This is a genomic window from Thioclava sp. UBA3469 (assembly GCF_002378135.1).
In the GTDB taxonomy this organism is placed as follows: Bacteria; Pseudomonadota; Alphaproteobacteria; order Rhodobacterales; family Rhodobacteraceae; genus Thioclava; species Thioclava sediminum.
The window spans coordinates 22,311-34,862 of the sequence record NZ_DFRG01000202.1 but is presented as its reverse complement, the minus strand read 5'-3'; the positions used below and the strand labels follow the sequence as shown (position 1 = coordinate 34,862).

Annotated in this window: 12 protein-coding genes; 7 read left to right on the top strand and 5 right to left on the bottom strand. The window is 67.3% G+C overall.

The window, feature by feature from the left end:
• The 7 genes from B3D39_RS14690 to B3D39_RS14660 form a co-directional block, all read left to right on the top strand.
• Positions 1-540 (top strand): AAA family ATPase (locus B3D39_RS14690; protein WP_286789836.1); only part of this gene is annotated, 540 nt, incomplete at its 5' end.
• Positions 537-1,457: a DUF58 domain-containing protein gene (locus B3D39_RS14685; protein WP_274961891.1), complete on the top strand. Its 921-nt coding sequence runs from the start codon at positions 537-539 to the stop codon at positions 1,455-1,457. The genes B3D39_RS14690 and B3D39_RS14685, both read left to right, overlap by 4 nt.
• Positions 1,457-4,198: a DUF4159 domain-containing protein gene (locus B3D39_RS14680; RefSeq protein ID WP_274961890.1), complete on the top strand. Its 2,742-nt coding sequence runs from the start codon at positions 1,457-1,459 to the stop codon at positions 4,196-4,198. The genes B3D39_RS14685 and B3D39_RS14680 overlap by 1 nt, the downstream gene beginning before the upstream one ends.
• The gene (locus B3D39_RS14675) at positions 4,195-6,333 is read left to right on the top strand and encodes a hypothetical protein (protein ID WP_274961889.1); all 2,139 of its coding nucleotides are present in this window, start codon (positions 4,195-4,197) and stop codon (positions 6,331-6,333) included. The genes B3D39_RS14680 and B3D39_RS14675 overlap by 4 nt, the downstream gene beginning before the upstream one ends.
• 73 nt (positions 6,334-6,406) lie before the next feature.
• Positions 6,407-7,330 (top strand): carbohydrate kinase family protein, encoded by a 924-nt coding sequence (locus tag B3D39_RS14670; RefSeq protein WP_274961888.1) that lies wholly within the window; start codon positions 6,407-6,409, stop codon positions 7,328-7,330.
• A complete protein-coding gene (gene dtd, locus B3D39_RS14665; protein WP_274961887.1) occupies positions 7,327-7,776 on the top strand; it encodes a D-aminoacyl-tRNA deacylase in 450 nt (149 codons plus the stop codon). Before B3D39_RS14670 ends, dtd begins: the two co-directional genes overlap by 4 nt.
• A gap of 51 nt (positions 7,777-7,827) precedes the next feature.
• Positions 7,828-8,409 carry a thymidine kinase gene (locus tag B3D39_RS14660; RefSeq protein WP_274961886.1) on the top strand — a complete coding sequence of 194 codons (582 nt, stop codon included), beginning with the start codon at positions 7,828-7,830 and terminating at the stop codon, positions 8,407-8,409.
• A 3-nt stretch (positions 8,410-8,412) separates the two neighbouring features.
• Here the strand turns inward: B3D39_RS14660 and B3D39_RS14655 are convergent, their stop codons facing one another.
• The 5 genes from B3D39_RS14655 to B3D39_RS14635 are packed head-to-tail and all read right to left on the bottom strand — an operon-like array spanning position 8,413 to position 12,196.
• On the bottom strand, positions 8,413-9,531 hold the full coding sequence (locus tag B3D39_RS14655; protein WP_274961885.1) for a beta-ketoacyl-ACP synthase III: 1,119 nt from the start codon (positions 9,529-9,531) through the stop codon (positions 8,413-8,415).
• A 42-nt stretch (positions 9,532-9,573) separates the two neighbouring features.
• Positions 9,574-10,521: a 2-hydroxyacid dehydrogenase gene (locus tag B3D39_RS14650; protein WP_274961884.1), complete on the bottom strand. Its 948-nt coding sequence runs from the start codon at positions 10,519-10,521 to the stop codon at positions 9,574-9,576.
• Entirely contained in the window at positions 10,521-10,856 is a 336-nt protein-coding gene (locus tag B3D39_RS14645; RefSeq protein ID WP_274961883.1) for a tRNA-binding protein, read from the bottom strand. Before B3D39_RS14645 ends, B3D39_RS14650 begins: the two co-directional genes overlap by 1 nt.
• Positions 10,853-11,665 (bottom strand): pyrroline-5-carboxylate reductase, encoded by an 813-nt coding sequence (gene proC / locus B3D39_RS14640; RefSeq protein ID WP_274961882.1) that lies wholly within the window; start codon positions 11,663-11,665, stop codon positions 10,853-10,855. Before proC ends, B3D39_RS14645 begins: the two co-directional genes overlap by 4 nt.
• Before the next feature lie 27 nt (positions 11,666-11,692).
• Entirely contained in the window at positions 11,693-12,196 is a 504-nt protein-coding gene (locus tag B3D39_RS14635; protein ID WP_078519694.1) for a YbjN domain-containing protein, read from the bottom strand.
• Positions 12,197-12,552: the final 356 nt, after the last annotated feature.

The window sequence follows — 12,552 nt, the reverse complement described above, 5'->3', positions numbered from 1 at the left end:
CAGAACCCGATCGAGCAGGAGGGCACCTATCCGCTGCCCGAGGCCCAGCTCGACCGTTTCCTCGTGCAGGTCGACGTCGATTATCCGGATCGCGAGACCGAGCGCTCGATCCTGCTGGCGACCACCGGCGTCGCGGCGGAGGGCGCGCATACCGTCTTCACCCCGGCCGAGCTGATCGAGGCGCAGGGGATCGTGCGGCAAATGCCGGTGGGCGAGAAGGTCGTCGATGCGATCCTTGATCTGGTGCGGCTGTGCCGCCCGCGCGAGGCCGAGGCGCCCGACTTCATCCGCGATGCGCTGGCCTGGGGGCCGGGGCCGCGGGCCGCGCAGGCGCTGATGCTGACCGTGCGGGCGCGTGCTCTGATCAATGGCCGCCTCGCGCCGACGCTGGACGACGTGCAGGCGATGGCCCGCCCGGTGCTGATCCACCGCATGGCGCTGAGCTTCGCGGCCCGCGCCCGAGGCGAGACGCTGGGCGACCTGATCGACCGCGCCGTGGCAGAGGTCACCGGGCCGCGCGCCGCCGGTGCCGCCGCTTGAGCGTAACCTCCGATACCGCAGCGCCGGGGCAGTCCCCCGCGCTGAGCCTGCGCCGCGAGGCGGAAGGGGCGGCCTCTGCGCTGCCCCCGCTGCTGGTCGCGGCGGAGCATCTGGCGGCGACCGTCCAGATGGGCGCGCATGGCCGCAGGCGCGCGGGATCGGGCGAGGAATTCTGGCAATACCGTCCCGCCCATGCGGGCGACGAGCTGCGCTTCGTCGATTGGCGGCGCTCGGCGCGCTCGGACAGCCAATATGTGCGCCAGCGGGAATGGCAGCTGGCGCAATCGGTCCATCTCTGGGTCGATGACGCGGCCTCGATGCGCTTCACCGGGGCCGAGAGCGGGCGAAAGGCGCGCGTCACCAAATCAGAGCGCGCCCGGGTGTTGGGCCTCGCGCTTGCGGTGCTGATGGTGCGCGGCGGCGAACGCGTCGGGCTGACCGGCCCGCTCGCGCCGCCACGTCCGGGCCGCGCGCAGCTGATGGAGCTTGCAGGCCTTCTGTCGCGCGAGACGGGCGTGCAGGATTATGGCGCACCCGAAATCGCAGGCGTCACGCCGCAGTCGCGCGTGGTGCTGCTGTCGGATTTCTTCGGCGATCTCGGCCCGATCGAGGCGGCGCTGGGGCGTCTGGCCGATCGTGGTGTGTCGGGCGTGATGATGCAGGTGCTCGACCCCGACGAAGAGGCTTTCCCCTATGATGGGCGCACGATCTTCCAGTCGATGACCGGCTCGCTAATCCATGAGACGCGCAAGGCGGGCGATCTGCGTGCGCGCTATCTCGACCGGCTGGCCGCGCGGCGCGATCAACTCGCCCGGCTGGCGCGCAGCGCGGGCTGGCAATTCTCGACCCATCACACGGGCGATCCGGCGCAGGCTGCGCTGCTGTGGCTTTATTCCGCGCTCGAGAGGGGGCGCTGATGTGGATGCTCGGCCCCATCGGCTTCACCGCGCCCTGGCTTTTGCTGGGGCTCGCCGCATTGCCGATCATCTGGCTGATCCTGCGCGCGGTGCCGCCCGCGCCGATCCGCAGGCGTTTTCCCGGCGTCGCGCTGCTCTTGGGCCTCAAAGACGAGGAAGTGCAGGCCGCGCGCACGCCGTGGTGGCTGCTGGCGCTGCGTCTGCTGGCGCTGGCTGCGGCGATCATCGGTTTTGCCGGACCGGTCCTGAACCCGCAGCGGGCCGTTCCCGGCACCGGACCGCTCCTGATCGTGGCCGACGGTAGCTGGGCCTCCGCGCGCGACTGGCCGCGCCGGGTGGAGCGGATGACGTCGGCGCTGAAGGATGCGCAACAGGCGGGACGTCCCGCAGCAGTGATCTCGCTGACCGATCCGCCGCCCGCACAGGTGAGTTTCACGGATGCGGGCGCGCTGATCCAGTCGCTGCCCGGCATCCAGCCGCAGCCCTGGGCCCCGCAGAGCTTCGACGCAGCAAACCTGCCCGAGGGGAATTTCGAGACGCTCTGGCTGTCGGACGGCTTGGCCCGCGACAGCCGCGCGGGCGTTCTGAATGCGCTGGAGGCGCGCGGTCCGGTCAAGGTCTGGCAACCGCAACTGCCGGTCTTGGCGCTAGGGGCGGCGCGGATCGAGGACGGCGCGCTCGTCGTGCCTGCGCTCGCCTCAACCATCCCGCCCAGCCCGCGCGATGTCGCGGCCGTGGGGCGCGACCCGGCGGGGATCGAGCGCGAACTGGCCAGCCAGCCGCTGCAGTTCACCGACAGCCGCGAGACCGAGCTGCGCTTCGATCTGCCGCCCGAGCTGCGCAACCGGATCAGCCGGATCGAGATCACTGGCATGCGCTCGGCAGGCGCAGTCAGCCTGACCGACGACGCGGTGAAGCGCCGCAAGGTCGCGATCCTGTCGGGCGCGCGCGACCGCGAGGGGCTGGAGCTGCTCTCGCCCACCCATTACCTGCATCAGGCGCTCGCCCCCACGGCAGACCTGATCGAGGGCACGCTGGCCGATGTGCTGACCGCCGATCCGGACGTGATCATCCTCGCCGATATGGCCGATCTGCCCGAGCAGCCGAAGCTGCAGGAGTGGGTTGAGAAGGGAGGGCTGCTGATCCGTTTCGCGGGGCCCCGCATGGCCAATGCCGATCTCGATGCCGATACGCTTCTGCCGGTGCAGCTGCGCGCGGGCGGCCGCTCTCTGGGCGGCACGATGAGCTGGGGCGATCCGCGCGCGCTGGCGCCTTTCCCGGAGAACTCGCCCTTCGCCGGGCTGCAAGTGCCCGACGATGTGACGGTGAAGGCGCAGGTCATGGCTGAGCCCACGCCGGACCTCTCCGAGCACACCATCGCCGCGCTGACCGATGGCACGCCGCTGGTGACCCGCGCCAAGATGGGGCAGGGGGCGGTCGTGCTGTTCCATGTCACCGCGAATGCCGAATGGTCGACGCTGCCGCTGTCGCTTCTGTTCCCGCAGATGCTGGAACGGCTCGCGGTCTCTGCCCGGCCCGCCGCGCCGGAAGAGGCTGATCTCGCAGGCCAGACCTGGGTGCCGCAGAAGCTGCTCGACGGGTTTGGGCGATTGCAGGATGCGGGCGCCGCCGCAGGTGTGCCGGGCGAGGAGCTGGCCAAAGCAGAGCCGGGGCCGAAACTGCACCCGGGCATCTACACCGCCGAGGATCGCTCGGTCGCGCTGAACGCTCTGCCGCGCGGCGCGACGCTGTCCCCGGCCAGCTGGCCCGCCAATGTCCCCGTCGAAGGCGCTTTCGAGCAGCGCGAGATGCCGCTGAAAGGCTGGCTGCTAGGCGCGGCGCTGGCGGCGCTGCTGATCGACATTCTCGCGACGCTGGCGCTCTCGGGCAAGCTCTGGGGGCCGCGCGCGATGAAGGCCGCCGCCTTCGGGGGCGCCCTGATCCTCGCCAGCTTCGCGCCCCCGCAAGCCCATGCCGAGGATATGGATCCGGCGCGCGCGATCGAGGCCGCGTCCAATGTGGTTCTGGCCGCGATGCCCACCGGCGATGCCGAGGTGGACCGGGTGTCCATGGCGGGGTTGAAGGGGCTGTCGCAGGTCCTCAATCGCCGCACCACGGTCGAGCCTTCCGCGCCGATGATGGTCGATCTCCAGAACGACGATCTGGCCGTCTTCACCTTCATCTACTGGCCGATCACCGCAGATCAGCCCGCGCCGAGCCCGATGGAATATGCCAAGCTGAACCGCTACCTGCGCGGCGGCGGTATGATCCTCTTCGACACGCGCGACGCCGATATCGCGGGCTTCGGCGAGGCGACGCCTGCGGGTAAGCGCTTGCAGGCGCTGGCAGCCCCCTTGGACATTCCACCGCTCGCGCCGATCCCGGACGATCACGTGCTGACACGCACCTTCTACCTGCTGCAGGATTTCCCCGGCCGCTACGACGGCACGATCTGGGTGGAGGCCCCGCCCGCCGATGCCGAACGCGCCGAGGGGATGCCGTTTCGCAACCTCAATGACGGGGTGACGCCGGTGGTGATCGGCGGCAATGACTGGGCCTCGGCCTGGGCGGTCGACGATCGCGGGATGCCGATGTTCCCGGTGGGCCGTGGCCGCACCGGCGAGCGTCAGCGCGAAATCGCGGACCGCTTCGGGGTGAACCTGATCATGCATGTGCTGACCGGCAACTATAAATCCGATCAGGTCCATGTGCCTGCGCTTCTCGAAAGGCTGGGGCAATGAACGGGATGTCGATCATCTTCGCACCGCTTCTGCCGTGGCCTGTGATCGCGGGGGCAGCCGTGGTGGCGGTCGTGCTGCTCGCGCTGGCGCTGTGGCGCGGGCTGAAAGGCTGGGCGCTGCGGGCCTTGGCCGCGCTGGTGCTGCTGGCCGCCATCGCGCAGCCCTCCTTGCAGCGCGAACAGACCGCGCCGCTGTCCAATATCGTACTGCTGATCGACGACCGCTCCTCGTCGCAGAAACTTTCGGATCGTGTCGCGCAGACCGATACCGCCCTGACGCGTCTGCAGGCACAGCTCGACGCGATGCCCAATGTGGAGACGCGCCGGATCACCGTTCCGGACGGGGCCGACAATGCGGGCACCGAACTGGGCTCGACCCTGGCCGAGGCGCTCGCCGCAGAGCCGCGCGCACGGGTCGCAGGCGCGCTGATGGTCACCGACGGGCAGGCCCATGACGCGCAGCTCGCCCCCGATCTGCCCGCGCCGCTGCAGGTGCTGCTGACCGGCAAGCGCAGCGACTGGGATCGTCGTATCCTGATCGAGACGGCGCCTTCCTTCGGGATCATCGGGGAGGAGACCGATATCCGCCTCAAGGTCGAGGATATGGGCAACGTGCCTGAAAGCGCGGGCGGCACCGCCGATCTGACCATCTCGATCGACGGCAAGGATCCGAAAAGCTACACGGTGCGCACCGACCGCGATCTGGAACTGCCGCTGACGCTGACCCATGGGGGGCAGAACGTGGTGCAGTTCACGCTGTCGCCGACCGAGGGCGAGCTGACCGACCGTAACAACGTCGCCACCGTGCAGATCAATGGCGTGCGCGACCGGCTGCGGGTGCTGCTGGTCTCCGGCCAGCCCCATGCGGGCGAACGGACTTGGCGCAACCTGCTGAAATCGGATGCAGGCGTGGATCTGGTGCATTTCACCATCCTGCGCCCGCCCGAAAAGCAGGACGGCGTGCCGGTGACGGAACTGTCGCTCATCGCTTTCCCGACGCAGGAGTTGTTCGTCGACAAGATCGACGAGTTCGACCTGATCATCTTCGACCGCTACGGCGCGCGGGGCATTCTGCCGTCCGCGTATTTCGACAATATCAAGGATTACGTCGAACGCGGCGGGGCGATCCTCGTAGCCGCCGGTCCGGAATTCGCGACCGTCGAAAGCCTCTATCAGACGAGCCTTGGCGACATCATGCCCGCGCGCCCCACGGGCCGTGTGATGTCGGAAAGCTTCCTGCCGCGCCCGACCGATCTGGGTCTGCGCCACCCGGTGACCGCCGGGCTGGAAGGCGCGCCCGCGCCTGAGGGCGAGGATACGGCCGCCGAGAAAGACGGCCCGCATTGGGGCCACTGGCTGCGCCAGATCGAACTGACGAACCCCACCGGCGAGGTGGTCATGTCCGGCGCCGAGGGCAAACCGCTTCTGGTGCTCTCGCGCGAAGGCGAGGGGCGCGTGGCGCTGCTGGCCTCGGATCAGGCGTGGCTCTGGGATCGCGGCTATGACGGCGGCGGGCCGCAGCTCGAATTGCTGCGCCGGATCGCGCATTGGGAGATGAAAGAGCCGGAACTCGAGGAAGAGGCGCTCTATGCCGAGATCGATCCCGGCGCGCTCTCGATGCGGATCATCCGCCGCACGATGGAAGACACCGCGCCGCCGGTGACCGTGACCCTGCCTGATGGCTCGACCCAAGAGGTGCCGCTGACCGAGACAGCGCCGGGCCGCTTCACCGCGCGCTGGACTGCGCCCGAGGCGGGGCTCTACCGCCTCAAGGACGGCGATCTCGAACGTGTCGTGGCGATGGGTCCGGCAAGCCCGCGCGAGTTCGAGCAGACCATCGCCAGCGGCGATCCCCTCTCCGCCGTGGTCGAGGCGTCGAATGGCGGCGTGACAAGGCTTGAGGACGGGGTACCCGCCATCCGCGAAGTGCGCGCGGGTCGCCCGACATCGGGGCGCGGCTGGATCGGCATCACGCCGCGTGGTGCCACGGCCACCACCGACATCCGGGTGCAGCCGCTGCTGCCCGCCTGGGCCTGGCTGATCCTGGCGGCCCTGCTGACCGTGGGCGCGTGGTTGATCGAAGGGCGCAACCGGCGCGGCGGTGGCGGCGACAAGGGCGGGCCGACCGCAGCGTGATCCCTGCGGGGATTGCCCGGACACCGCTTCGCGTGTAGCAGGTGTTAGCGGTATCGGAATGAGGAGGCCCCCGATGATCCTGAGTTGTGGCGAAGCCCTGATCGACATGCTCCCGCGCGAGAGCGCGCAAGGCGAGGCGGCCTTTGCGCCCTATCCGGGCGGTGCGGTGTTCAACACGGCGATTGCGCTGGGGCGGCTCGGTGCGCGCTCGGGGTTTCTGTCGGGGCTGTCCGAAGACCTGTTCGGCAAGATGCTGATCCACTCGCTGTCCGATAGCGGCGTCGATGCGGGGCTTGCGGTGCGCTCGGACCGGCCGACGACGCTCGCCTTCGTGACGCTAACCGACGGCCATGCGAGCTACGCTTTCTACGACGAGAATACGGCTGGCCGGATGCTGAAGATCGAAGACATGCCCGCGATCCCGGCAGAGGTGAAGGCGATGTTCTTCGGCGGCATCTCCCTGCCAGTCGAGCCTTGCGGTGCGGCCTATGAGGCGCTGATGCTGCGCGAGGCCGAGAGCCGCGTGACCATGATCGACCCCAATATCCGTCCCGGGTTCATCGGCGACGAAGCGGCCTATCGCGCGCGGCTGGAACGGATGTTCACTGTCGCCGATATCGTGAAGGTCTCGGACGAGGATCTGCGCTGGATCGAAGGGCCGGGCACCATCGCCGATCTGGCGCGCGGGCTGCTCGCCAAGGGGCCGAAGCTGGTCTTCGTCACCGAAGGCGCGACCGGCGCGCATGGGTTCTCGAAACACTGCGAAGTGTTCGTACCCGCGCGCAAAGTCGAGGTCATCGACACGGTCGGCGCAGGCGATACGTTCAACGCTGGCGTTCTGGCCGCGCTGGACCGCGCCGAGGCGCTCGACAAAGGCGCGCTCGCTCGCGCCGAGGAAGGGCTGATCTCGGATTGCCTGAAATTGGGCGTGGCCGCCGCTGCGGTGGTCGTCAGCCGGGCAGGGGCCAACCCGCCCTGGGCGGACGAACTGGCATGAGGGCGCTGATCCAGCGGGTCTCCGAGGCCTCGGTCACTGTCGATGGCAATCGCATCTCCGAGATCGGGCCGGGGCTCCTGATCCTGTGCTGCGCGATGCAGGGCGATGACGAGAAAGTGGCCGAGAAACTGGCCGAGCGGGTCTCGAAACTGCGCATCTTCAAGGACGAGGCGGGCAAGATGAACCGCGCGGTGGGTGATATCGGCGGCGCCTGTCTCGTGGTCAGCCAGTTCACGCTGGCGGCTGACACCTCGCGCGGCAACCGCCCCGGTTTCTCCGCAGCCGCCTCTCCCGAAGACGGCGATCGGCTGTATCAGCATTTCGCCCGGCACCTCGAATCTCTGGGCCTGCCGGTTCAGACCGGCGCGTTCGGTGCGGATATGAAAGTGGCGCTTCTGAATGACGGACCGGTCACGATCTGGATGGACAGCGCCGACCGTCCGTGAGCGTCGCGTGGGCAGTCTTGCTCCCCTGAAAAACGCGGGCTATTGCAGGCCATGGCCAAGCTCTACTTCCACTATTCGACGATGAACGCTGGCAAGAGCACGATCCTCTTGCAAGCCTCCCACAACTATATCGAACGCGGGATGGAGACCTTCCTCGTGACTGCGCGGCTCGACAATCGTGCGGGCGACGGGCGCATCGCGAGCCGGATCGGAATCGGTGCGGAGGCGGCCTGTTTCACCGAAGAGACGGACATGTTCGCGCTGATCGAGAAGCGCTTGGCGGACGGCCCCTGTGCCTGCACCTTCGTGGACGAGGCGCAGTTCCTGACTGAGACGCAGGTCTGGCAGATCGCCCGCGCGGTCGATGACCTGCGCGTGCCGGTGATGTGCTACGGGCTGCGGGTGGATTTTCAGGGCAAGCTGTTCCCCGGCTCGGCGGCACTGCTGGCGCTGGCCGACGAGATGCGCGAAGTCCGCACGATCTGCCATTGCGGCAAGAAGGCCACGATGGTGGTGCGGATGGGCCCCGACGGCCAAGCGCTGCGCGATGGCGATCAGGTGCAGATCGGCGGCAACGAGACCTATGTCAGCCTCTGTCGCCGCCACTGGCGCAAAGCGATGGGCGAGGCGTAGGCCTCAGATCTTCTCGAGAACGACCGAGCCCACCGAATAACCCGCCCCGAAGGAACAGATCAGCCCGATCTCGCCCGGTTTGAAATCGTCGGAATATTTCGAAAACGCGATGATCGACCCGGCAGACGACGTGTTGGCGTAATCCTGCAGGATATTGGGCTGCTCGCCCGGCTCGGGATCGCGGCCCAAGACCTTTTTCCCCACGAAGTCGTTCATCGTCTTGTTGGCCTGATGCAGCCAGAGGCGGTGCAGATCCTCGGGCTTCACCTCCGCGTCGGCGAGATGGCCGAGGATGTGCTGCGCCACCATCGGCATCACTTCCTTGAAGACCTTCCGACCCTCCTGCATGAACTGCATGTCACGGCGGTCGGCCACGCCATCGGGCCGGGTGCGGCGCAGGAAGCCGTTATTGTTGCGGATGTTGTTGGAAAATTCCGTCGCGCAGCGGGTGGAGCGGATCAGGAAGCCATGCGGCGCATCCTCGCGCCGTTCGATCAGCGTCGCGGTGGCCACATCGCCGAAGATGAAATGGCAGTCGCGGTCGCGCCATTCGAGGTGGCCCGAGGTGATCTCGGGGTTCACGACCAGCGCGCGCCGCACGGAGCCGGTGCGGATCATGTCGGCGGCGGCCTGAATACCGAAGGTGGCCGAGGAACAGGCGACGTTCATGTCGAAAGCGAACCCGCCCGCGCCGAGAAGTTTCTGGATCTCGATCGCGACGGCAGGGTAGGCGCGCTCCATATTCGAGGCCGCGCAGATCACGAGGTCGATGTCCTCGCCTTTACGCCCGGCCTGCGCCAGCGCCTTGTGACAGGCATCGAGCGCGATCTCGGCCATGATGCCGGGCTCGTCATCCGAGCGCTGGCGCAGGCGCGGATACATGCGCGTCGGATCCAGCACGCCTTCCTTGTCCATCACGTAGCGCTGCTCGATCCCGGAGGCTTTAAGTATGAACTCGACCGAGCTATGCGGCTTGGCCTCGATCTCGCCCGCGGCGATGGCCTCGGCGTTCTCGGTATTGAACAGATCGGCATAGGCGTTGAATGCTTCGACCAGTTCGGCATTCGTGATGACGTGTTCCGGCGTATAGACCCCGGTCCCGGTAATGACGGCTTGATGCATCGGATCCTCCTTGGCAGAGCCTCCCGCCAAGGAGGTGAAAGGTCAAGACGACACGCGATTGGGCGGCGTGTTGCCGTCACGAAAGGCGATGAGATTGTCGACCGCCATGTGGCCCATGTCGTCACGCACCTCAAGAGCGGCGGTGCCCAGATGCGGAAGCAACGTGACGTTATCCAGCGCGCGCAGGGCTTCCGGCACATAAGGCTCGCGCTCATAGACGTCGAGGCCCGCGCCCGCGATCGCATTGCCCTGCATCGCCGCCACCAGCGCCGCCTCGTCGACGATATCGCCGCGCGCGATGTTGATCAGATGCGCATGCGGCTGCATCTTCGCGATCTCCGCCGCGCCGATCAGATGATGCGTGGCGGGGCTGGCGGGTACCGCGATCACGACGAAATCGGAACTGGCGAGCAGCTCGTCCTGGCTAAGATGCGTGGCCGGGAAGCCCGGATCGACGGGGGTGCGCTTGGTGTAAGCCACCTCCATACCGAAGCCGAAATGGCAGCGTTTCGCAATCGCCGTGCCGATGCGGCCCAGACCGATGATGCCGACTTTCTTGCCCGAGACATGCTGACCAAGGAATTGCGTCGGCGTCCAGCCGGTCCACTCGCCGCGCCGCACGAAGCGCTCGCCCGCCGAGGCACGTCGCGCGCTCATCAGGATCAGCATCGTCGCGATATCGGCGGTGGCATCGGTCACGGCGCCCGGCGTGTTCGTCACCGTGATGCCCTTCGCCTCGGCGGCACCCACGTCGATATGGTTATAGCCGACCCCGAAGTTGGCCACGATCTTCGCGCGCGGGCTGCCCTCGAAGGCCGCTGCCGTCACCTTGTCGCCCAAGGTCACAAGAAGCGCATCGTATTCGGCCAGCGCCGCGCGCGTCTCATCTTCGGTCATCGGCGCGGCCCCGTTGCGGAAGGTCACGTCGAATTCCTTCGCCACACGGGCCTCGACTTCGTCGGTCAGCTTGCGGGTCACGAGGAGCTTCATCAGAACATCCTCCCGCCGATCGGCACGTCCTTGTCGGGCGTCAGCAGCACGACCTCGCCAGCCGCGTCCGGCACGCCCAGCACGAGCGCCTCGGACATGAACGGCCCGATCTGGCGCGGCGGGAAGTTGACCACGCCGAAGACCAGCTTGCCGACCAGCTCCTCGGGAGCGTAATGCACCGTGATCTGGGCGGAGCTTTTCTTCACGCCGATCTCCGGGCCGTAATCGACCCAGAGCTTGATCGCGGGCTTGCGCGCCTCGGGGAAGGGCTGGGCTTCGGTGATCCGGCCGCAGCGGATGTCGACTTTCATGAAGTCGTCGAAGGAGATGGTCATTTCCCCAGCTCCCGGTTACGCGCGATATTCGCGGCGACCGCTTTGCGCATCAGGGGCGGCATGCCGGTCTCGGGGTCCATCAGAACCTCCAGCGCCGCCGCCGTCGTCCCGCCCGGAGAGGTCACGTTCTCGCGCAGTTTCGAAGGCGTCTCGTCGCTATCCTCGGCCAGTTGCCCCGCGCCGCCGACGGTCGCCTTGGCAAGCCGTAGCGCCAGATCGGGGTCGAGCCCCTCGGCCTCGCCCGCCGCCGCCATCACCTCGATCAGGTGGAAGACATAGGCCGGGCCCGAGCCGGAGACGCCGATCACGGCATTCATCTGTTCCTCATCATCGAGCCGCACGACCTGACCCACGCCGGTCATCAGCGCATCCGCCGTGTCGAGATCGTCGCTCGTCGCGTTCGGATTGCCGACGATCGCGGTCACGCCACGGCCGATCGCGGCAGGCGTGTTGGGCATCGCGCGCACCAGACGGGCCTGCTTGCCCAGCATCTTCTCGTAGCCCTCGATGGTGATCCCGGCGGCGACGGTGACAAACAGCGTATCACCCTCGGCCATGGCCGAGAGTTGCGGCAGCGCGTCAGCCATCATCTGCGGCTTCACCGCGACCAGAACGACAGCCGGATTCTCGGGCAGATCGGCGTTGAGGTTCACGCCGGACTCTTTCAGCCAGTCGGACGGATTCGGATCGACCACCCAGACCGAGGCTGCGGGCAGGCCACCCTTCAACAGCCCCTGAAGGATCGCGCCGCCCATGCGTCCGCAGCCCAGAATGACGAGGCCGCGGTCGGAAATCTTGTCAAAGCTCATGCTTCCCCCTTTTGGTTCGGGGGGAGATTAGGCGCGCCCGTAGGCCTCCGCAATGGCCACCTGCATCGCGTCTTCGGGATCGCGCTCGCCCCAGGTCGCCAGCTGGAAGGCCGGGTAGAACCGCTCGGAGGACACGACAGCCGCGCCGATCAGCCGGTCGATCTGCTCCGGCCCGGGCAGCTGCCCGCCCGAGAGCACCAGCCCGTGCCGCCAGACCATCAGCCGCTGATCGGGCCAGAAGGTGAAGGCGCCGGTCCAGACCCGGTCGTTGATGCGGTTGAGCAGCTCGTAAAGCGCGCCTTCGCGGGCCGGCGGCGGGTCCATCTCGAAGGTGCAGATCAGCCGCAGGGTTTCGTCCATCGGCGACCAGGCGAGGGTGATCGAGTAGGTCCGCCACTGACCCTCTACCGCCATTGCGATCTGGTCATCGGTGACCCGGTCGAATTCCCATTCATGGGCTTCGGCCAGCGTCTCGACGATGTCGATCGGGTGGAGTTCTTCGGCGTACAGATAGTCTTCGCTCAGTGCCATGCTCGTATCCCCCTGCCTTTTTAGATGCCCGGGGTGCAGCTCCCCTAGGGCTTGTCGGCTTTACAAGGAACGGCGGTAGCAGCCGCCTGTCCCTACAAGATATCGTGTAGGCAGGTTGCTATTGTGTAAAGCAATTTCTGGTGGATAAGCCGGGTGGCCCCCACGAAATCTGGGGATAGTTCATCCACAACGCGGGGCGGATTGCGGATTGCTACACGCTAAGCATTTGAGATTGTTCGGAAACGCAAAAAGCGCCCGAAGATCGGGCGCTTTTTGAAGCGGTTTGGTGGAGCCTAGGGGGATCGAACCCCTGACCTCGTCATTGCGAACGACGCGCTCTCCCAGCTGAGCTAAGG

What these genes read in the sequence shown, in the direction of transcription:
- B3D39_RS14670 (WP_274961888.1), top strand. Translation starts at nt 6,407, where the DNA reads ATGATCCTGAGTTGTGGCGAAGCCCTGATCGACATGCTCCCGCGCGAG.
- B3D39_RS14660 (WP_274961886.1), top strand. Translation starts at nt 7,828, where the DNA reads ATGGCCAAGCTCTACTTCCACTATTCGACGATGAACGCTGGCAAGAGC.
- B3D39_RS14655 (WP_274961885.1), bottom strand. Translation starts at nt 9,531, where the DNA reads ATGCATCAAGCCGTCATTACCGGGACCGGGGTCTATACGCCGGAACAC.
- B3D39_RS14680 (WP_274961890.1), top strand. Translation starts at nt 1,457, where the DNA reads ATGTGGATGCTCGGCCCCATCGGCTTCACCGCGCCCTGGCTTTTGCTG.
- B3D39_RS14635 (WP_078519694.1), bottom strand. Translation starts at nt 12,196, where the DNA reads ATGGCACTGAGCGAAGACTATCTGTACGCCGAAGAACTCCACCCGATC.
- B3D39_RS14650 (WP_274961884.1), bottom strand. Translation starts at nt 10,521, where the DNA reads ATGAAGCTCCTCGTGACCCGCAAGCTGACCGACGAAGTCGAGGCCCGT.
- proC (WP_274961882.1), bottom strand. Translation starts at nt 11,665, where the DNA reads ATGAGCTTTGACAAGATTTCCGACCGCGGCCTCGTCATTCTGGGCTGC.
- B3D39_RS14645 (WP_274961883.1), bottom strand. Translation starts at nt 10,856, where the DNA reads ATGACCATCTCCTTCGACGACTTCATGAAAGTCGACATCCGCTGCGGC.
- dtd (WP_274961887.1), top strand. Translation starts at nt 7,327, where the DNA reads ATGAGGGCGCTGATCCAGCGGGTCTCCGAGGCCTCGGTCACTGTCGAT.
- B3D39_RS14675 (WP_274961889.1), top strand. Translation starts at nt 4,195, where the DNA reads ATGAACGGGATGTCGATCATCTTCGCACCGCTTCTGCCGTGGCCTGTG.